Origin of the sequence: Psychromicrobium silvestre, from assembly GCF_013408295.1 — a bacterium.
Lineage (GTDB): Bacteria > Actinomycetota > Actinomycetes > Actinomycetales > Micrococcaceae > Renibacterium > Renibacterium silvestre.
Genome location: NZ_JACBYQ010000002.1, coordinates 573,460 through 592,360, shown reverse-complemented (window position 1 = coordinate 592,360; position 18,901 = coordinate 573,460). Strand labels below are relative to the sequence as shown.

18 protein-coding genes are annotated in these 18,901 nt (G+C 56.3%); 10 read left to right on the top strand and 8 right to left on the bottom strand.

The annotated features are described in order from the left end of the window. The first annotated feature begins 12 nt into the window (after positions 1-12). The 4 genes from FHU41_RS10810 (at position 13) to trxA (ending at position 5,229) form a co-directional block, all read left to right on the top strand. Positions 13-549: an NUDIX hydrolase gene (locus FHU41_RS10810; RefSeq protein WP_179389668.1), complete on the top strand. Its 537-nt coding sequence runs from the start codon at positions 13-15 to the stop codon at positions 547-549. Between the two features lie 101 nt (positions 550-650). Continuing rightward, positions 651-3,809 carry a lipid II flippase MurJ gene (locus FHU41_RS10805; protein ID WP_179389667.1) on the top strand — a complete coding sequence of 1,053 codons (3,159 nt, stop codon included), beginning with the start codon at positions 651-653 and terminating at the stop codon, positions 3,807-3,809. Between the two features lie 92 nt (positions 3,810-3,901). Then, the gene (trxB, locus tag FHU41_RS10800; RefSeq protein WP_343046310.1) at positions 3,902-4,900 is read left to right on the top strand and encodes a thioredoxin-disulfide reductase; all 999 of its coding nucleotides are present in this window, start codon (positions 3,902-3,904) and stop codon (positions 4,898-4,900) included. 2 nt (positions 4,901-4,902) lie between these two features. Continuing rightward, positions 4,903-5,229, top strand: coding sequence for a thioredoxin (gene trxA / locus FHU41_RS10795; protein ID WP_179389665.1), 327 nt, complete (start codon positions 4,903-4,905; stop codon positions 5,227-5,229). A gap of 57 nt (positions 5,230-5,286) precedes the next feature. On the opposite strand, the gene FHU41_RS10790 is transcribed toward trxA, so the two are convergent. The 8 genes from FHU41_RS10790 to rpmH form a co-directional block, all read right to left on the bottom strand. After that, positions 5,287-6,294: a ParB/RepB/Spo0J family partition protein gene (locus FHU41_RS10790; protein ID WP_179389664.1), complete on the bottom strand. Its 1,008-nt coding sequence runs from the start codon at positions 6,292-6,294 to the stop codon at positions 5,287-5,289. A gap of 51 nt (positions 6,295-6,345) precedes the next feature. Further along, on the bottom strand, positions 6,346-7,389 hold the full coding sequence (locus FHU41_RS10785; protein WP_343046309.1) for a ParA family protein: 1,044 nt from the start codon (positions 7,387-7,389) through the stop codon (positions 6,346-6,348). Positions 7,390-7,433: 44 nt separating this feature from the next. Continuing rightward, positions 7,434-8,093: a 16S rRNA (guanine(527)-N(7))-methyltransferase RsmG gene (gene rsmG, locus FHU41_RS10780; protein ID WP_179389663.1), complete on the bottom strand. Its 660-nt coding sequence runs from the start codon at positions 8,091-8,093 to the stop codon at positions 7,434-7,436. A 17-nt stretch (positions 8,094-8,110) separates the two neighbouring features. Then, on the bottom strand, positions 8,111-8,647 hold the full coding sequence (locus tag FHU41_RS10775) for a Jag family protein (RefSeq protein ID WP_179389662.1): 537 nt from the start codon (positions 8,645-8,647) through the stop codon (positions 8,111-8,113). Beyond that, on the bottom strand, positions 8,647-9,621 hold the full coding sequence (gene yidC, locus FHU41_RS10770) for a membrane protein insertase YidC (RefSeq protein WP_179389661.1): 975 nt from the start codon (positions 9,619-9,621) through the stop codon (positions 8,647-8,649). The genes FHU41_RS10775 and yidC overlap by 1 nt, the downstream gene beginning before the upstream one ends. A gap of 25 nt (positions 9,622-9,646) precedes the next feature. Continuing rightward, positions 9,647-10,045 (bottom strand): membrane protein insertion efficiency factor YidD, encoded by a 399-nt coding sequence (gene yidD, locus FHU41_RS10765; RefSeq protein WP_246279599.1) that lies wholly within the window; start codon positions 10,043-10,045, stop codon positions 9,647-9,649. Next, complete coding sequence (rnpA, locus tag FHU41_RS10760) at positions 10,038-10,445, bottom strand: ribonuclease P protein component (RefSeq protein WP_179389659.1); 408 nt, start codon at positions 10,443-10,445, stop codon at positions 10,038-10,040. Before rnpA ends, yidD begins: the two co-directional genes overlap by 8 nt. A 61-nt stretch (positions 10,446-10,506) precedes the next feature. Continuing rightward, complete coding sequence (rpmH, locus tag FHU41_RS10755; RefSeq protein WP_074588526.1) at positions 10,507-10,644, bottom strand: 50S ribosomal protein L34; 138 nt, start codon at positions 10,642-10,644, stop codon at positions 10,507-10,509. 343 nt (positions 10,645-10,987) lie between these two features. On the opposite strand from rpmH, the gene dnaA reads away from it, so the two are divergent. The 6 genes from dnaA (at position 10,988) to gyrB (ending at position 18,893) form a co-directional block, all read left to right on the top strand. Further along, complete coding sequence (gene dnaA / locus FHU41_RS10750; RefSeq protein ID WP_179389658.1) at positions 10,988-12,403, top strand: chromosomal replication initiator protein DnaA; 1,416 nt, start codon at positions 10,988-10,990, stop codon at positions 12,401-12,403. A 393-nt stretch (positions 12,404-12,796) separates the two neighbouring features. Next, positions 12,797-13,921 (top strand): DNA polymerase III subunit beta, encoded by a 1,125-nt coding sequence (gene dnaN, locus FHU41_RS10745; protein ID WP_179389657.1) that lies wholly within the window; start codon positions 12,797-12,799, stop codon positions 13,919-13,921. A 22-nt stretch (positions 13,922-13,943) separates the two neighbouring features. Then, positions 13,944-14,828, top strand: a complete 885-nt coding sequence (gene gnd, locus FHU41_RS10740; RefSeq protein ID WP_179389656.1) for a phosphogluconate dehydrogenase (NAD(+)-dependent, decarboxylating) — start codon at positions 13,944-13,946, stop codon at positions 14,826-14,828. 1 nt (position 14,829) lies between these two features. Next, on the top strand, positions 14,830-16,035 hold the full coding sequence (gene recF / locus FHU41_RS10735; protein WP_179389655.1) for a DNA replication/repair protein RecF: 1,206 nt from the start codon (positions 14,830-14,832) through the stop codon (positions 16,033-16,035). Next, positions 16,022-16,594: a DciA family protein gene (locus FHU41_RS10730; protein ID WP_179389654.1), complete on the top strand. Its 573-nt coding sequence runs from the start codon at positions 16,022-16,024 to the stop codon at positions 16,592-16,594. Before recF ends, FHU41_RS10730 begins: the two co-directional genes overlap by 14 nt. Before the next feature lie 274 nt (positions 16,595-16,868). Then, complete coding sequence (gene gyrB, locus FHU41_RS10725; protein WP_343046350.1) at positions 16,869-18,893, top strand: DNA topoisomerase (ATP-hydrolyzing) subunit B; 2,025 nt, start codon at positions 16,869-16,871, stop codon at positions 18,891-18,893. The last annotated feature ends 8 nt before the right edge of the window (positions 18,894-18,901 follow it).

Here is an 18,901-nt window from a genome sequence, read left to right as displayed (position 1 = left end):
AGAGTGGGAGGCATGGCCCGTCCCGTTCCCAGCGCACCCAAGCGCGCACCCTTGCCCTCGGCACTCGGTGCGCAAGCGGCTGCCGTGTCTGGCGGGGTTTCTGCCCTGCCTACCGTGGAAGAGGTCTCCGCCGGCGGGGTAGTAGTAGATAGGCACGACGGCGTCCTGCGGGTTGCGATTATCGCGCGGCTGAACCGCGGTGGTCGGGTTGAGTGGTGTTTGCCCAAGGGACATCCGGAAGGTGAGGAGACCCACGAGCAGGCGGCGGTGCGTGAAATCGCCGAGGAAACCGGCATTGAGGGTGAAATCCTGGCGCCGCTGGGCAGCATCGACTACTGGTTCACCGTTACCGGGCACCGGGTACACAAAACGGTCCACCATTTCCTCCTGCGTGCCACCGGCGGCGAGCTGACCATTGAGAACGACCCCGACCACGAGGCTATCGATGTGGCCTGGGTGAGCCTGGCCGACCTGACCAAACGGCTGTCCTTTCCGAATGAACGACGGATTGCGGATTTGGCCACCGGTAGTTTGCCCAAGGATTTCTGAGGCCTGGATCGAGTTTTGCTCGGTTTCACCGGTGTCCGGGATGCCACTCACGGAGCGCTAATCACGACCCGGCCAGGTGCAACGTGGAATGATGGTGCCAAATGGCAGAGAACACTCCACCCCCCAGCGCAGCCCCCACCGGTGACCGAGCCCGAGTCAACGTGGCCAGGTCAAGCACCATCATGGCCGCCGGAACCCTGGCATCCAGGATTCTGGGATTCATCAAGGGAATCCTGATTGCCTACGCGTTGTTGGCGACATCCAATGTTGCCAACATCTTCGATTCGGCGAACTATCTACCGAATCTGCTCTACATCATGCTGGCTGGTGGCGTTTTCAATGTCGTTCTGGTTCCGCAAATCATCAAAGCCAGCAAGCTTCCCGATCGTGGCTCGGACTATTTGAGCCGACTCATGACGCTCTGCGTGACCGGCTTGGTCATCATTACTCTTATTTTGGCTCTGCTTGCTCGCCCCCTAATGGCACTCACCACGGGATTGTCGGGACAAAATCTAGATCTAGCCACACATTTTGCCGTCTGGTTGCTGCCTCAGATCTTCTTCTACGGCTTCTACACCCTGCTGGGCCAAATCCTCAATGCGCATGACCGCTTTGGCTCCTATATGTGGGCTCCTGTGCTGAACAACATCGTGGCCATCATCGGAATCTTGGCATTCATTGCCATCAACGGACTGGCTGCCGCTCACCCACACACCGTTGAAAACTGGTCCTCGGGGCAGACCTTATTGCTTGCTGGGACAACAACTCTTGGAGTTGTTCTGCAAGCCCTGATACTGATCGGACCGATCCGTAAACTAGGTCTGCGTCTTCACTTTGCCTGGGGCTGGCGAGGCATCGGTTTGGCTTCGGCCGGAAAGATCGCAGGTTGGGCTCTGGGCACCATGATCGTGGGAAATCTTTCCTATCTGGTCATTGCCCGCGTCGCTAACCTGGTGACTCAGCGGAACAACAGTTCTGAGCAATCGGTAGCGGGGCTTTTCATCTTCAATCGGGCCAGCGATATCTATCTGCTACCGCACTCCATCATTGTGCTTTCTATTGCCACGATACTTTTCAACCAAATGGCCAGATCGGCCTCGACAGGGAACCATCAGGCGCTAAGAAGTTCGGTTTCAAAGCTCCTACGTACCGTGGGGGTGGCCACCATCTTCTGCGCCGCCGTCTTACTAGTTCTCTCCGGTCAAATCGGTATGCTCTTCAGCTCAGGCAGCCCCGAAACCGGACTCATAGTGGGTATTGCGGTGGCCATCCTTTCCATTGGCTCACCCTTCCTGAGTGCAAACTTCATGTTGAACCGGGTGTTCTATGCCACCGAGGATGCTCGCACACCGTTTGTGCTCCAGTGCATTCTGATTGTTTTCGGTGTGGTCACCGCCCTGGCAGTCTCCCTAGTCCCCTCCAACATCCTGATCTACTGCCTACTCGGAACAATCACCGCCGGCAATATCCTGGCACCCTTCCTAGCTGGCTCCGTTTTGCGGCGAAAGATTGGCGACTTCGGACTAGCCGGAGTGATTCGTTCGCATGTGCAATATCTGGTCGGCGCGGCCTTTGCCGCCATTGTAGGAGGCCTCGTACTCTTTGGCTTGGGTGGTGCCAGTTTCATCAACCAAAGCTTCGATGGCTTCGCCTGGCAGTCTATTTGGACCGCGGTGGTCACTATGGTCGTAGTTGGGCTGGTCATGGCCTTTACCTATTTCCTCGCCCTTAAAATGATGCGAGTGCGCGAGCTCGACGAACTTCTCGCGCCTATTCTTCGTCGGGTGGGGCGCCCAATTCCGGCACTAGCAGGTACGGATCGGCTAGGATCGGAAGCCAAGGAGGGCAGCAAATTGTCGCAGTCTGTGGAAGTCGGTACGGTGCTCGGTGGCCGCTATAAGGTCACCGCTAGCGTTTTGGTCTCTGCGGACGGCGATCAGGTGCTCGATGGCATTGATCAGGTCCTCAATCGGCCGGTCAGCATGATGATCGCCGGAGAGCAGAATACCGAAAGCCTGGCTCAAGGAGCCCGCGAGGTAGCCACGGGTGAGCGCGATGCCGGTTTCCAAATTCTGGACTTGGGTCTGGGTGAAGGTACCGCCTATCTGATCGCCAGCAAGAGCCAAGCCGCGGATCTGCTTGACCTGCTGGTGCCCACCACTCCCTATGTTGAGCCGCATTTCACCGATACGCTCGGCGTTGAGATCTTCGGTGCTACCCGGCCGGTGGAGCCCACTATCGGCGGTTATGTCTATGAAGACAACTCCCCGGTTCCGAACGATGAACTGCCGCAGGCTCGTCCGAACATCCCGCCGCCGCCCAAGGTTGCCCCCAAGTCCACAACTGCCCCGGAAGAACCTGTTGCACCGGAAACAGCCCCGGCACCAGCGCAGCTGCCCAAGGTTTCCCTTTGGAACGAAGCGGAGCCTGCGGAACAGCTGAGCGGCGCGGCAGCTGGCGGAAAAGTCATCAGCGAGCAGATCCCAGCCCCCATAAATCAGCAGGAAACAGAGCCCCCGGCGCGCAAACCCGGTACCTTCCCGGCATCAGCATTAACCTCCCTAGCCGACCCCAACGCGGTCGAGGAAGGCTACGAGGAGGATGACGAAGTCAACGCTCCACGCAGTGGACGCTGGCTCGTCGGTGGCATTCTGCTGGTGATTCTGGTAGTTGCCTTGATTTTTGCGGTACCGGCTATTACTGGTCTGTTTACTAATAGCCATCAAGCGGCTCCCAGCGCCTCCGGAACCAACAGTCAAAGCTCCAGTGCTACCGGGAACAACAGCAGCGCACCGCCTGCCACCCCGACGGTCACCCCGGTCATCACCGGCGTTACCCAACAGGTTCAGGACATGACTACGGCCTCGAACTTCCCCGACGGCAAGCTGGAGAACCTCTTTGACGGGAATCCCGCCACCCTCTGGCAGACCCTCGAGTTCACCAATGACACCTACATCAACTCGGCCAAGAGTATTGCCCTCGTGGTGCAGTTGAAAGAGAAGTCGAACATCAACATGGTGACCATCGCGCAGTCCGGTGGTTCCGGCGGAAGTTTCGAGATACTCAGCAATGACAAGCCGAATCTGACCGGCGCCAAGCAGATCGGCACCGGTAGCTTCACCGGACCGAATATCACCACCCCCGCTCCCGCTAACACCAAGGCGCAGTACGTGATTATTAATTTCACTCAACTGCCTAAGCAGCAATCACCTAAGACCTACCCCTATGCACTGAAGATCGGTGAGATCACCATCAAGTAGTCTTGAGACCTGCCCCACTACACGGAATAAGCCCCATGGTGGAGGGGTTGTACAAGCGAGAAAATAATCACCACCCAAGGAGCGCTGCGTCCGTGAGTACCGAAACTCAGCAGACCGATGTCCGCGATGTCATCATCATAGGTTCCGGCCCTGCCGGTTATACCGCCGCTATCTATACCGCCCGTGCCGACCTCAATCCCTTGGTCATCGCCGGTTCGGTTACCGCCGGTGGCGAGCTGATGAATACCACTGATGTGGAGAACTTCCCCGGTTTCCCCGAGGGGGTTATGGGCCCGGATTTGATGGACAATCTGCAAAAGCAGGCTGAACGTTTTGGCGCCCAAATTGAGTACGACGACGTCACAGAAGTTTCGCTTGAAAGCGAGATCAAACGGATCACCACCGGATCTGGGCAGAGCTACTCTGCGCGTAGCATCATCGTCTCCACCGGCTCCGCTTACCGCGAGCTGGGACTGGAAGACGAAAAGCGACTATCGGGCCGAGGCGTCAGCTGGTGTGCCACCTGCGACGGTTTCTTCTTCAAGGACCAGGACATTGCTGTGGTGGGTGGAGGCGACTCCGCTATGGAGGAAGCCACCTTCTTGACCAAGTTCGCCCGCTCCGTGACTGTTATTCACCGTCGGGACAGCTTGAGGGCCTCCAAGATCATGCAGGACCGGGCGCTGAACAACGACAAGATCAAGTTCATCTGGAACACCGAGGTAGTCGGTATTGATGGCCAGGATAAAGTCAACGGATTGCAGTTGAGGAATCTACTTAACGGAGAATCCGAAACACTCGCCGTCACGGGTTTGTTCGTTGCTATAGGCAACGACCCTAGGGTTGATTTGATCCGCGATGTCCTCGATCTCAGCGAGGAAGGCACTATCGCAGTACAGGGTCGTTCCTCAAAGACCAGCCTCTCCGGCGTCTTTGCCGCCGGAGATGTTGTAGATCCCACCTATCGTCAAGCCGTAACGGCAGCCGGCTCCGGCTGTGTTGCAGCACTAGACGTCGAACACTACCTGGCGAGCCTTCAGAGCAAGCCAGCAGCGCAAGAACGAGTTCTCAGCCACGCCGAAGGGGCCTAATCATGAGCAATGCCAAAGCAGTTACCGACGACACCTTCCAGAGCGAGGTACTTTCTTCAGATAAGCCTGTAATTGTGGATTTCTGGGCTGAGTGGTGTGGTCCTTGCCGCAAACTCGGCCCAATCCTAGATGACATTTCGGTTCAATATTCCGATAAGATCAACGTGGTAAAAGTCGACGTGGATGAAAACCCACGGATAGCTGCCGAATACGGCATCACATCCATACCGGCGGTTTATCTATTCTCCGAAGGCGAAGTGAAGAGTACCATTATCGGCGCAAAACCCAAGCCGTTCTTTGAGCAGGAGTTTGCAAACTACTTGAAGTAGATAGCCAAAGAAAAGCCCCGTTGTTTCACGTGAAACAACGGGGCTTTTCTTTACCCTCTAACCTTCTGGGTTCAGTACACTCATGATTCGGTTAAGGTCTTCAACGGAAGCAAATTCGATGCTGACCTTTCCCTTCCGAGCGCCCAGCGAGATCTTCACACTAGTATCCAAACGATCGGCCAAGGAACTAGCCAAAAAATCCAGTCGTTCGTGCCGGGCGGAGCTACGCTCACCCGTCGGCCTCTTCTCCGCCGGAGACTGCCACAGGGCCACAGCCTCTTCAGTTGCTCGTACGGACATACCTTCCGCAACAATCCGTTGAGCCAACCGTTCAATTGCCTCCTCATCCGGGAGAGAAAGCAAGGCGCGGGCATGTCCAGCAGACAGAACCCCAGCGGCGACACGTCGCTGTACCACCGGGGGTAGCTTCAACAGTCGTAAAGTGTTTGAAACTTGAGGCCTGGAGCGACCTATCCGATCAGCCAATTGTTCGTGAGTGGTACCGAAATCCTCCAGCAGCTGCTGGTACGCAGCTGCTTCTTCCAACGGATTCAACTGACTACGATGCAAGTTCTCGAGTAAGGCATCCCGCAGCAGATCATCATCTGCGGTATCTCTGACGATCGCGGGGATTGTTTCGGTTCCGGCCAGTTGACTGGCACGCCAACGCCGCTCACCCATCACCAATTCGTAGGATTCATCACCCTTTTCAGTGCTCTTACGCACCACAATTGGTTGAAGCACCCCAATTTCGCGAATTGAGTGCACCAATTCAGCCATATCTTCTTCATCAAAGATAGATCGCGGCTGTTTACGATTCGGATGAATGTCGCTTAGCTTAAGTTGGGCAAAACTGGCCCCGGGAACCTCTAAGAGCTCCGGTGTTTCACGTGAAACCTTGGCTCGTAGCGGCTTTTTGGGAGTGCCTTCTGGAAAGAATAGATCTACCGGCCGCGAGGCGGACTCCTCTGTTTCACGTGAAACATCCGCAGACGGAATCAATGCGCCTAATCCGCGGCCCAATCCGCGTCGTTGCCTATCTGCTGTCGCCCGTTTTTCAGTCATTTGCAATACCTATCTGCCTGCCTAAGGCGACGAATGGTTCTTGCAATAATTCTAACTGCTCCGCGTGGCTCTTTCAGCAAGCTCCGCGGCTGCCTCTAGGTATCCCAAGGCGCCAGTGGATGAAGGATCATAGGTCATCACAGTCTGTTGGAAGCTCGGAGCTTCTGAAATACGTACAGAACGCGGTATAACAGCCTTCAAAACCAATTCAGGAAAGTGTTCGCGCACGTCAGCCGCAACCTGCGCCGCTAGATTTGTCCGCCCGTCGTACATGGTCAGCAAAATAGTAGAGACTACAAGTTCACTATTCAGATGCTTTTGAATCATGGCAACATTATTAAGAAGCTGACTCAGCCCCTCCAGAGCGTAGTACTCACACTGAATCGGAATCAGAACCTCTGAAGCAGCGCAGAATGCATTCACCGTCAACAGCCCTAGGCTTGGAGGGCAGTCAATGAATACATAGTCGAGCCTGGGAAGCCCCGAATCCGCACGATACTCCGTATACGCATCAATGGCTTTCCGAAGGCGCTGTTCACGAGCCACCAACGAAACCAATTCCAAATCTGCGCCAGCCAAATGGATAGTGGCCGGAGCACAATACAAATGGTTCAGGTCGGGACTGGGTGCGACAACATCTGCCAGAGGAACGTCATCAATCAATACCTCGTAGACACTCTCGACATCGGCGCGATGATCAATACCTAGAGCAGTGGAGGCATTTCCCTGCGGATCCATGTCCACCACCAGGACCTCAAGACCCGCTGCAGCCAAGGCAGCAGCAATATTCACCGCAGTGGTTGTTTTGCCCACACCGCCTTTTTGATTGGCTACGGTCAAAACCCTGGTAGCTTCCGGTCGCGGAAGTCGCCTACCGAGTAACTTCTCCCTGCGGCGGGTTTCATTGGCCAACTCGCGGCCGATCGGACTATCGTCGCCTACTTCATCAATCACATTTCTACCAGACTTTGTTTCACGTGAAACACTCGAGTCTCCAGATAAATCAACCGATTTAGATTGTCTTTTACCGGAAAGAGTTGATCCTAGAGCATTAAAGGACGGAATCCGTTGACTGGATCCAGACTGTTTGCTCACTTGTTCTACCTCTCCATAGCCAGCTAATCAGCCGCCAATAGCTTCTAGCCTACCGGCAGCGAACCGCCCACTCTAATACGCACCACCGTAGTCGGCGCGGTCAATACCTCTGCTCCCGCGGTCAGTATCTCGGTCTGAGAGACCTTGAACTTGCGGAGGACCTTCTGAGCCTTATCGATCTCTTCCTGTGCGCTACGACCCTTGATCGCCAGCACCTGACCTTTTCCATGTAGCAACGGAATCGTCAATGCAGCCAATTTATCCAGAGCCGAAACTGCGCGTGCGGTCACTACCTGAGCATCCACCTCGGAGACAGCCTGCTCTGCCCGCATCCGAAGCACCCGCACTCCGGAGAGCCCAAGGTCAGCGATAACTTCTTCCAACCAGATCACTCGCCGTTCAAGCGGCTCAATCAGAGTGATCTGCAAGTCCGGACGAGCCAAGGCAAGGCACAGACCTGGCAGGCCAGCGCCACTACCCACATCGGCGAGATGTACGCCGTCGTCAATCAGCTCCGCCACAACGGCACAGTTAAGCACATGACGATCCCATAAGCGGGGGACCTCACGTGGGCCAATCAGCCCACGTTCGATGCCGGAAGTGGCCAGATGTTCAACGTAACGTTCGGCCAAGGCAAGGCGATCGCCAAACACAGCACGGGCGGCTTGCTCGACCTCGGAGGTCAGCTCTGGTGATTCAGACATATCCGGGATACCGAAAGCTATTCGGCCGCGCTAACCACAATATGCCGGCTGGCGCCCTCGCCCTCCGACTCGCTAACAAAACCAAGCTCGGCCACGGCGTCGTGAACAATCTTGCGCTCATAGGCACCCATGGCCTTCAGTGCCACAGCTTCGCCCGTTTCCTTGACCTGTGCGGTTGCATCCTTGGCAATCTGGGCTAGTACCCCAGCCCGTTCCTGACGGTAACCGGTGATATCCAGTACCAGCCTGGAGCGGTGCCCGGTCGCCGAGAGCACATTCAACCGAGTCAGTTCCTGCAGCGCCTCCAGAACCTCGCCGTCACGGCCGACTAGGGCACTGAGGGCATCACTCTGTTCCTCGGTGACGATAGAAAGATAGCTACGACCGTTGCGTACCTCGATATCGATATCACCATCGATATCAGCGATATCGAGAAGTTCCTCCAGGTAATCGGCCGCCACATCGCCCTCTTCTTCGAGGCGACTCACGGTGGGGGCTTCTTGGTCCTCTTGGACGGTCTCGGTCAGATCTTCAACAGGCAATTCGGCAGTCATTACTTTTTCCTTCGATTCTTGCGTTGGGGCTGGACACGCTGGCCCTTGATCTCTTCGACCACTTCGGAAACTGTCTCTTCGGTCTTCTTGCCCTGATGATTCACCAGGGGAAGACCCTTCGCTTCGCGACGCTTCATGTACTCGCGGTAAGCGGGTGAACCCGGCGTCGGCATCCGACGGATCACGAAGAACTGCTGACCCATGGTCCAGAGGTTCGTCGTGGTCCAGTAAATCAGGACGCCGATCGGGAAGTTAATGCCACCAACACCGAACACCAAGGGCAGGATGTAGAGCATCATCTTCTGCTGGCGCATGAACGGGGAAGCCATCGCCTCGTCGCTCATGTTCTTAGACATGATCTGCTTCTGGGTAATGAACTGTGACGCAATCATCGCCAGGATCATGATGAGTGAAAGAATCACCACGGAAATATTGCTATTGCCGTTCTGAATCTGCGGCAAGAAGGCATCCGAGAGCCGGGCTCCGAAAATGTCGGCATTATCGAACTGCTTGATCTGATCGGCACTCAGCGCAAAAATGCCCTGATTATTCTGGCTTGCGTGAGCCACCCCGGAGAGCACCTGGAAAAGCGAGAAGAAGAACGGCATTTGAATCAGGATCGGCAGGCAGGCCGAGAAGGGGTTGGTGCCGTGAGATTTGTACAGCGCCATCTGTTCCTGGGCCATCGCCTGGCGGGAGAGCTGGTCAGTCTTGCCCTTGTACTTTGCCTGCAGCTTCTTCATCTCCGGCTGCAAGGCCTGCATACCTCGCTGGGCTTTGATTTGCCGGACAAAGACCGGAATCAACGCAGCCCGGATCACCAGCACCAGGCCAACAATGGACAGCGTCCAGGTCCACCCCGATCCCGAAGGCAGCCCAATAAAGGTAAAGCCCTCATGGAAGGCCCACATGATCCAAGACACCAGCCATTTGAACGGCGTCAGGATGGTTCCTAAGAATCCAAAGAGATCCATACTTCGCTATTTTCCCCTCTAAGCCTCAGGCCGCCCGATTCAAAGAATCGGTGCCATCGTGCAGGTGGTCGAGATAGCGCTCAGGGTGGTTGAGCACTACGATCCGGGGCGTGGACTCCATTGGCAACCCGGCAAAATTTTGATGCTCATCACGATGAGCGGGTATGTGGTCTACGCCGCCAGCACTCCAGGGATGGCAACGGAGCAACCGGCGAGCCGCTAAATAGCTGCCGCGAACAGCGCCATGCACCGTGATGGCTTCCAGCGCATAGGCTGAGCAACTTGGAAAATAGCGACAGACCTGCCCATAAAGCGGGGAAATTAGCACCCGATAGGCTTTCAAAAAAAGGATCAGCGCTCGGCGCGGCAGGTACCAGAGAAAGCGGCCGACGGCGGCAAGAGGCTTTGTTGCCGAGCTAAGCATGAGCCGCCTTTCCGCCATTGGTGCGGTCAGTTGACGACCGCACGGTTTTGAGTGCCTTCTTTGCTGCCTTTTCACAATTAGCCTGCAGGGCCGAGTTATAGTCCTCAAGCAGCTCCTGCCAACCGGACTGAGCCGCAGCGGGCAGTGCGCGTACTACTATTCTCAACCCTGTTGGCTGCTCGGAGACCGATAGAGCGGCCGCGGCTCGTAATCTGCGTTTCACGCGATTTCGAATGACGGCATTACCCACCGTCTTAGCCACAATGAAACCCACTTTGCTCGGCCCCGTTGGTTCAACGAGCGTATATAACACCAAGTTCCGGCGCCCTGAACGGACGCCGGAACGGACGGTGTGAGAAAAATCGCTGGCCGAACGGATGCGATTGGCTACTGGAAGCACAGGTGCCTGCTCTCTTAGGAATCAGAAAGTAGGACTAGCCCGGTCCAGTTGCGAAATCGGCTTACGCCGACAGCTCCACGCGACCCTTCGAACGGCGGGCGGCCAGGATGGCGCGGCCCGCACGAGTACGCATACGAAGACGGAAGCCATGCTTTTTGGCACGACGACGGTTGTTCGGCTGAAAAGTCCGCTTGCTCACGGTGTCAACTCCAAGAAATCTTTTGGAACGCCGAGGCTGTTGCGACTGGGGAAGTAACAGGCCGACGCTGAAATATCAGGTACCTAAATACAGGCACAAAGGACTTCCTAACGTTAGGCCATGAGCTTATGGACAGTCAAACTGAAAGCGATAGGAGGTTGGCACAAGAACAGATCTCCACAGAGTTATCCACAGGGGAGCCTGCAGCCCCTCAACCGCTACCGGATGCCGATAGCATCCCATACTCTTGTTCAATGACCTTTCATCGAACAGTCACTACTGAGATCTTGAGTCTCCAAGGACAACGGCGAATGGCACGTATTGCAGCCGCTAGGGGAACTGAATGAACACAGAAAACACCGACGACGTAGCAGGGCTATGGCGCAAGGTCGTCAAAATACTGGAAGGCGATGAACATGTATCTCCCAGGCAGCGCGGTTTCATCACTCTGGCCCAGGCACAAGGACTGATTGGCTCAACTCTGCTAGTAGCCGTGCCCAATGAGCTCACCCGCGAAGTGCTGCAAAACCAGATCAAAGGTTCGCTTGAGTTAGCGTTGCGGGAGGTTTTCGGCGAGGACGTGTTGTGTGCCATCAGCATCGACACCGAACTAGCTCCCGTTGCCGTTGAAGAAGAACCCGAAATTGACCAGGCCGCCGATCAGGGCTCCGATCAAGAGGAATCCCGGCCGCAGCCCACCCCGCCAAGTACCTCGAATGAATTCGGTCGGCTCAATCCGAAGTACCTCTTTGATACCTTCGTGATCGGACAATCGAACCGCTTCGCGCACGCGGCCGCGGTAGCCGTCGCGGAAGCCCCAGCCAAGGCCTATAACCCGCTCTTCATCTACGGCGATTCCGGCCTAGGTAAAACTCATCTACTACATGCCATCGGCCACTACGCGCGCAGGCTCTACAGCGGGATCCGGGTTCGTTATGTGAATTCAGAGGAGTTCACCAATGAGTTCATCAACTCCATCCGCTACGACGAAGGCACCAGCTTTAAAACCACCTACCGCAATGTAGACATCCTGCTGATCGACGATATCCAGTTCCTCTCCGGCAAGGAAGCGACCCAGGAAGAGTTCTTCCATACCTTCAACGCCTTACACAATCACAATAAGCAGGTGGTCATCACTTCTGACCTACCGCCCAAACAGCTCTCCGGATTCGAAGAACGGATGCGCTCCCGCTTTGAATGGGGGCTGCTTACCGATGTACAACCACCTGAATTGGAAACACGGATCGCCATCCTAAGAAAGAAGGCGATTGGTGAGGGGCTGCATGCTCCGGACGATGTGCTCGAATACATTGCCTCCAAGATCTCCACCAATATCCGCGAGCTGGAAGGTGCCCTAATCCGGGTCACCGCCTTCGCTTCGCTGAACCGCCAATCGGTCGATGTAGGCCTAGCCGAAGCCGTCTTGAAGGACCTAATTTCCGACGACGGCGACCAACAGATCACCGCAGCGACCATCCTGGATCAGACCGCGCAGTACTTCAAACTGAGTCTGGACGAGCTGCGCTCTAAATCTCGTACCCGTACCCTGGTGAATGCCCGTCAGATCGCCATGTATCTGTGCCGCGAGCTAACAGATCTGTCGCTGCCAAAGATCGGCCAAGAGCTCGGCGGCCGCGATCACACCACGGTAATCCACGCGGATCGGAAGATCCGCGAGCTAATGGCTGAACGCCGCACCATTTTCAATCAGGTCACCGAACTGACGAACTTGATCAAACAACAACAACGCCAGGGTTGAACCTCTAGTTGAAGGCTAGTTTTTAACAGCTGTGGAAAACTCTGTGGATTACCACGGGAAAAATCGGGACTCTAGGAGGAACAACTCCTCTAGAGCTGTGGAAGGCAATAACCACAAGGTAGTTTGTCCACCGGTACACACCTACCGAACGACGCCGAACCAACATTCTGTACACAGGCACAAAGGCGAAACCCCGGGTCAGAGAGCAGTTATCCACAGTATCCACAGGTGTTATTAACACTACGAATCCCATTAATCTGATCTTTCAAAAAACAACCACCCACCGATCAGCTCCCGAAAAGCGCCACGTGGACGAAGCAAGGTCAGAAGCGGCTAAGCTGTCTGGGAGTATGTCATTCCAGCAACAACCGGAAGAAAAGGGGCACCCTTGCCGTGAAGTTTCGAGTCGAACGGGATGTTCTCAATGATGCAGTGGGCTGGGCTGCCCGCGCGCTTTCACCACGACCACCGGTGCCGGTACTTTCCGGACTATTACTCAAGGCCGAAGCTGGGACACTGAGTCTTTCGAGCTTTGACTATGAGATTTCGGCTCGGCTCGAGATCCCTGCGGATATTGCCGAACCAGGAACCATCCTGGTTTCAGGTCGGCTGCTTGCCGATATCTGCCGCAGTCTGCCCGCCGCTCCGGTGGACATTGAGACAGATGGGTCCAAGGTCACACTCAGCTGCCGCAACTCGCGTTTTAATTTGGCAACTATGCCGGAAGCCGATTACCCCGAGCTACCGGCACTGCCTAAGCTCAGTGGCACCGTAGCCGGAGATGCTTTTGCTCGTGCCGTCGCTCAGGTCACCGTGGCGGCCAGCAAAGATGACACCTTGCCAATTTTGGCAGGCGTCAAGGTGGAGATCGAGGATGATCTAATCACCTTACTGGCCACCGATCGCTACCGTTTGGCAATGCGTGAATTGAACTGGAAACCAGCGGTGCCTGGGATTTCCACCTCGGCACTGGTCAAAGCCAAGACCTTGAGCGAAGTTGCCAAGACTCTCGGCGGCGCAGGCGATATCAACATTGCACTTTCGGATAACTCCGAGCTCATCGGATTCGAAAGCGGCGGCCGCCGTACCACCTCGCTTTTGGTTGACGGTGACTATCCCAAGATCCGCTCGTTGTTCCCGGACAGCACCCCGATTCACGCAACCGTGGAGACCAGCACCTTGGTTGAAGCGGTACGAAGGGTTGCCCTGGTGGCTGAACGGAATACCCCGGTGCGCCTAGCGTTCACCGATGGGCAATTGAGCCTGGATGCCGGAACCGGCGAAGATGCTCAAGCTTCTGAAGCCCTGGAAGCGGGGCTCAGCGGTGAAGAAATCACGGTTGCCTTCAATCCGCATTATCTGAGTGAAGGATTGGGCGCTTTCGAGAGCAAATACGTGCGTTTCTCCTTCACTTCTGCGCCTAAACCGGTGATGATGACCGCGCAGAACGACATCGATGGCGATGACCAAGATGACTACCGATACCTGGTTATGCCGGTTCGGTTACCCAATCAATAATTTCGCAGGAAAGAGTTAAAAGATGCACATTGGTCTGATCGGCCTTGGAAAAATGGGTTTCAACATGCGCGCCCGCTTGCGGCAGGGCGGCATCGAGGTGACCGGTTACGACCGGAATCCCGAAGTGACCGACGTCGAGAGCGTTGAAGCTTTGGTAGCCGCATTGCCTTCCCCCCGTGCTGTTTGGGTTATGGTTCCCTCCGGTCAGATCACCGATTCGGTGATTGATCAGCTCGGTGGCCTGCTCGACGCGGGTGATTTGGTGATCGACGGCGGTAACTCGCGGTTCACTGAAGATCAAAAGCACGCCGCTCAGCTGGCCGAGAAGTCAATTCGTTTCGTTGATTGTGGCGTATCGGGTGGCGTTTGGGGTCTGGAAAATGGCTACGGCCTGATGGCAGGCGGCAGCAAGGAAGACATCGAGAGCTTGTTGCCGGTGTTCGATGCCTTGCGTCCAGAGGGTGAGCGGTCTGACAGCTTTGTGCATGTTGGCGAGGTCGGAGCCGGTCACTACGCCAAAATGGTGCACAACGGCATCGAATATGGTCTGATGCAGTCCTACGCAGAAGGTTACGAACTGCTAGCCGCCAAGGACATCATTACCGACCTTCCCGGCACCTTCCGCGCCTGGCAAAAAGGCACCGTGGTGCGCTCCTGGCTGCTGGATCTGATGGTCAAGGCTCTGGAAGAAGATCCGGGCCTGGCCTCTATCGATGACTACGTCGAGGATTCCGGCGAAGGACGATGGACCGTTGAGGAAGCCATTGCCAATGCGGTTCCAGCACCGGCTATTACCGCCGCGCTGTTTGCTCGCTTCGCTTCACGGGAAGATTCCTCACCGGCAAATAAGATGGTTTCCGCCTTGCGTAACCAATTTGGTGGACATGCCATGAAGCCAGCTAAGTAGTGTGTATCTAGAAAAGCTCTCGCTGACCGACTTTCGTAGTTATCCCCAGGTTGACCTGGAGCTTCAACCAGGGGTAACGGTTTTTGTCGGTTCCAATGGGCTGGGCAAAACCAATCTGGTCGAAGCCCTTGGATATCTGAGTTCGCTAGGATCCCATCGGGTTTCCAACGATGGGCCATTGATTCGCTTTGGCGCGGAGCGAGCGATCATCAGAGGTGCTCTGGTCCGAGGCGCCCAGCGACTCAGCCTGGAAGTGGAAATCAATTCTGGACGGGCTAACCGGGCCAGAATCAATCGTGCCAATCCGGTGCGGGCCCGGGACATCCTGGGTCTGTGCCGGAGTGTGCTCTTCGCGCCTGAAGATTTAGCGCTGGTCAAGGGTGAGCCCGGATTTCGTCGCCGTTTTCTGGACGATCTGCTGCAGTCCTTGCAGCCGCGTTATGCCGGGGTCCGAGCCGACTATGAGCGGGTACTCAAGCAGCGCAATGCCTTGCTGAAGTCGGCACGTAGTCATGGTGGATTCCGCTCGAAGCCGAGCCCCGAATTCCTCGCCACTATCGAGGTTTGGGACCAGCATTTGGCTGAACATGCCGCCCAGATGCTTTTTGGCAGGCTAGCACTGGTGCAGAAGATGCAGCCGCATTTGGCCACTGCCTATGCAGATCTCACCGATGGTTCAAAGGCATTACTGGCCAGCTATCGTTCCAGCTTGGCCGGCTATGAGGAAGATTCCGACGGCGGCAGTGCGGAAAAGTTTGAAGAGGAGAGTCTGACTCAACTCAGTACCGCCGAGCTCACCGATAGGTACCTAAGTGCTCTGTCCGCTTCTCGTCAGCGGGAGGTGGAGCGCGGCCTGACCTTGGTGGGACCTCATCGCGACGAACTTGAGCTGCAATTAGGCACCGCCCCGGCCCGCGGCTATGCCTCGCACGGTGAGACCTGGTCGGTAGCCCTAGCTCTGCGCTTGGCATCCTATTATTTGCTTCGGGATGACGATGAGCAGGGTGTGGTGGGAGCCGATCCAATTTTGATCTTGGATGACGTTTTCGCGGAGCTGGATGTCTCCCGGCGCAATAAACTGGCCGCTATGGTTGGCTCAGCGGAACAAGTTTTGGTGACGGCCGCCGTCGAGGACGATATTCCGGAACAGCTCACCGGGCATCGGATTCGAGTGCTTGCCCCGGGAGTTGTTGATGAACAAGGATGAGAGCTCTGAAGAATCAACGCAGCGCGAAGCTGTAGAGGAGTCGGAAGAACCAACCGATCTGGACGCCGCTCAGGCTGCTTTAAATCGAATGCGTCAAGCCGCGACTTCCAGAGGGGACCGTCGGGTACGAAGCGCGGCAGTGCACCGGAACCAGAAGAAAGCGGCGCGTCAGGCAGGAATCCCGCGTTCGGCTATCGGGGCAGCCCGTGATCCCCAGGGACTGGGGGGGATCCTGGAACGATTGGTGGCCGAACGTGGCTGGAGTTCCCCGGTCGCGGTCGGATCGGTGATGGTTCAATGGAACAATTTGGTGGGCCCCGAGATTGCTGCGCACTGTCAGCCGGAGTCTTTTGAGGGAACCGTTTTGCAGGTGCGTTGCGATTCCACCAGCTGGGCTACTCAACTTCGCCTGCTCTCAAGCTCGCTTTTGGCCAGGTTTGATGCGGACCTGGGGGCCGGCGTCGTGACTAAAATTCAGGTCTTGGCGCCCACCGCGCCGAATTGGCGCAAGGGCGGGCGTACCGTCACTGGTCGAGGCCCACGCGATACTTACGGCTAATCGCCAGAAAGCCACGTAGCGGCCTGAGGGATCTGGAAGCTGTCTAGGACCCATACTGGTTCTTACGGATTCGTCCTAGCTGTGATTCTTGCCCGCTCAAGGGCACTTGACTACCGCTTTTACCTTGAAAAAGCACTCGACCCTGTAGAATAGTCTTCGAGAAGGATTTTGTAATCTACAACAAGATATAAAGGGGTCGAGCACGCCTGTGTCTACCAGCAACTCAGAAAACCCGCAGACTCCGGAAGTTTCGGAAGAGCAGCCAAGCCCGAGCATCCCAACCTCACATGTTTCACCCGAAGAGTCACAGTACGGTGCGAGCGACATTACCGTTCTCGAAGGCCTCGAAGCTGTTCGTAAACGGCCCGGCATGTACATCGGTTCAACCGGTCCGCGCGGTTTGCACCACCTGATTACCGAGATTGTCGACAACGGTGTTGATGAAGCGCTTGCGGGATACTGCACGCATATCGAGATCACCCTGCAGGCCGACGGCGGTGTCCGAGTGGATGATGACGGCCGTGGTATTCCCGTGGACATGCACCCCACTGAGGGCAAGTCGACGGTAGAAGTGGTGATGACCATCCTGCATGCCGGCGGCAAATTCGGCGGTGGCGGTTACGCAGTTTCCGGTGGTCTACACGGCGTGGGTGTCTCGGTGGTCAACGCGCTCTCCACCAGGATGGAAACAATCGTCAAGCGCCAGGGCTTCACCTGGTACCAGTCCTTTGCCGACGGCGGTAAGCCGGTGGGTGGGCTGCGTAAGGGTGAGCCGACCGATGAGACCGGTACAACGCAGACCTTCTATGCCGATGGTTCCATCTTTGAAAGCACGGAATACGATTTCGAAACCCTCCGGGCACGCTTCCAGCAGTACGCCTTCTTGAATAAAGGGCTGCGGATCACCCTCACCGATGAGCGGGTTCTTGAAGAAGCCGAGGAAGAGCTGGCCGCCGATGACGAAGCCGCTGAGGCTGGCCCAACGCATCGCCAGGTGATTTATCAGTACGACAACGGTCTGATCGACTATGTCACCTACTTGAACTCCTCCAAGAGGGTCGAGGTGATCAACCCCGAGGTGATCTCCTTTGAAAGCGAAAATAAGGACCTCAACGGGCGCTCGATTGCTCTGGAACTTGCCATGCAATGGACCACGGCCTATTCCGAGAGCGTGCACACCTACGCCAACACCATCAACACTCACGAAGGCGGAACCCACGAAGAAGGCTTCCGCGCCGCGATGACTTCCTTGATCAACCGCTATGCGCGGGAGAAGAACATCATCAAGGAAAAGGACGAAAACCTTACCGGCGATGACATCCGTGAGGGACTGACCGCGGTAATCTCGGTCAAGCTTTCCGAGCCGCAGTTTGAGGGCCAGACCAAGACCAAACTGGGCAACTCGGAAGCTAAGGGCTTTGTGCAGCGTGTGGTCACCGACGAGCTCGGTGACTGGCTGGAGCGCAATCCTGGCCCGGCCCGCGATGTGATTCGCAAGTCAATTCAAGCCGCACAAGCCCGACTGGCCGCGCGGAAGGCTCGGGAATCCACCCGCCGTAAAGGCTTGCTGGAATCCGGTGGGATGCCCGGAAAGCTCAAGGATTGCCAGTCAAAGGATCCCTCAAGGAGCGAGATTTACATCGTGGAGGGTGACTCCGCAGGTGGTTCCGCCGTGCGTGGCCGCAATCCGGAGACGCAGGCGATTCTGCCGCTGCGAGGAAAGATCCTCAACGTGGAGCGAGCCCGGCTCGACCGTGCGCTTGGCAATGCCGAGGTGCAAGCCATGATCACTGCCTTTGGTGCCGGTATTGGTGAGGATTTTGACGTCGAGAAGGCTCGCTATCACAAGATCGTATTGATGGCCGATGCCGACGTTGACGGCCAGCACATCACCACCTTGCTGCTCACCCTGCTATTCCGCTACATGCGCCCGCTGGTTGAGCATGGTTATGTGTACTTGGCTCAGCCGCCGCTGTACCGGATCAAATGGTCCAATGCCGCCCACGATTACGTTTTCTCCGATAAGCAACGGGATGATGCGTTGACCAAGGGCCTTGCCGCCGGGCACAGGATCCCTAAGGACAATGGCATCCAGCGTTACAAGGGCCTCGGTGAGATGGACTACACCGAACTGTGGGACACCACCATGGATCCGGATCACCGGACGCTCTTGCAGGTGACGATGGATGATGCGGCCGCAGCCGATCAGACTTTCTCGGTGCTGATGGGCGAGGACGTGGAATCCCGCCGGCACTTCATTCAGCAGAACGCCAAGGATGTCCGGTTCTTGGACATCTGAGCCAGACC

Bases quoted from the DNA above. Each gene is read 5' to 3' on its own strand.
- FHU41_RS10810 (WP_179389668.1), top strand. From the start codon at position 13: ATGGCCCGTCCCGTTCCCAGCGCACCCAAGCGCGCACCCTTGCCCTCG.
- FHU41_RS10805 (WP_179389667.1), top strand. From the start codon at position 651: ATGGCAGAGAACACTCCACCCCCCAGCGCAGCCCCCACCGGTGACCGA.
- trxA (WP_179389665.1), top strand. From the start codon at position 4,903: ATGAGCAATGCCAAAGCAGTTACCGACGACACCTTCCAGAGCGAGGTA.
- FHU41_RS10790 (WP_179389664.1), bottom strand. From the start codon at position 6,294: ATGACTGAAAAACGGGCGACAGCAGATAGGCAACGACGCGGATTGGGC.
- rsmG (WP_179389663.1), bottom strand. From the start codon at position 8,093: ATGTCTGAATCACCAGAGCTGACCTCCGAGGTCGAGCAAGCCGCCCGT.
- FHU41_RS10775 (WP_179389662.1), bottom strand. From the start codon at position 8,647: ATGACTGCCGAATTGCCTGTTGAAGATCTGACCGAGACCGTCCAAGAG.
- yidC (WP_179389661.1), bottom strand. From the start codon at position 9,621: ATGGATCTCTTTGGATTCTTAGGAACCATCCTGACGCCGTTCAAATGG.
- yidD (WP_246279599.1), bottom strand. From the start codon at position 10,045: ATGCTTAGCTCGGCAACAAAGCCTCTTGCCGCCGTCGGCCGCTTTCTC.
- dnaA (WP_179389658.1), top strand. From the start codon at position 10,988: ATGAACACAGAAAACACCGACGACGTAGCAGGGCTATGGCGCAAGGTC.
- gnd (WP_179389656.1), top strand. From the start codon at position 13,944: ATGCACATTGGTCTGATCGGCCTTGGAAAAATGGGTTTCAACATGCGC.
- FHU41_RS10730 (WP_179389654.1), top strand. From the start codon at position 16,022: ATGAACAAGGATGAGAGCTCTGAAGAATCAACGCAGCGCGAAGCTGTA.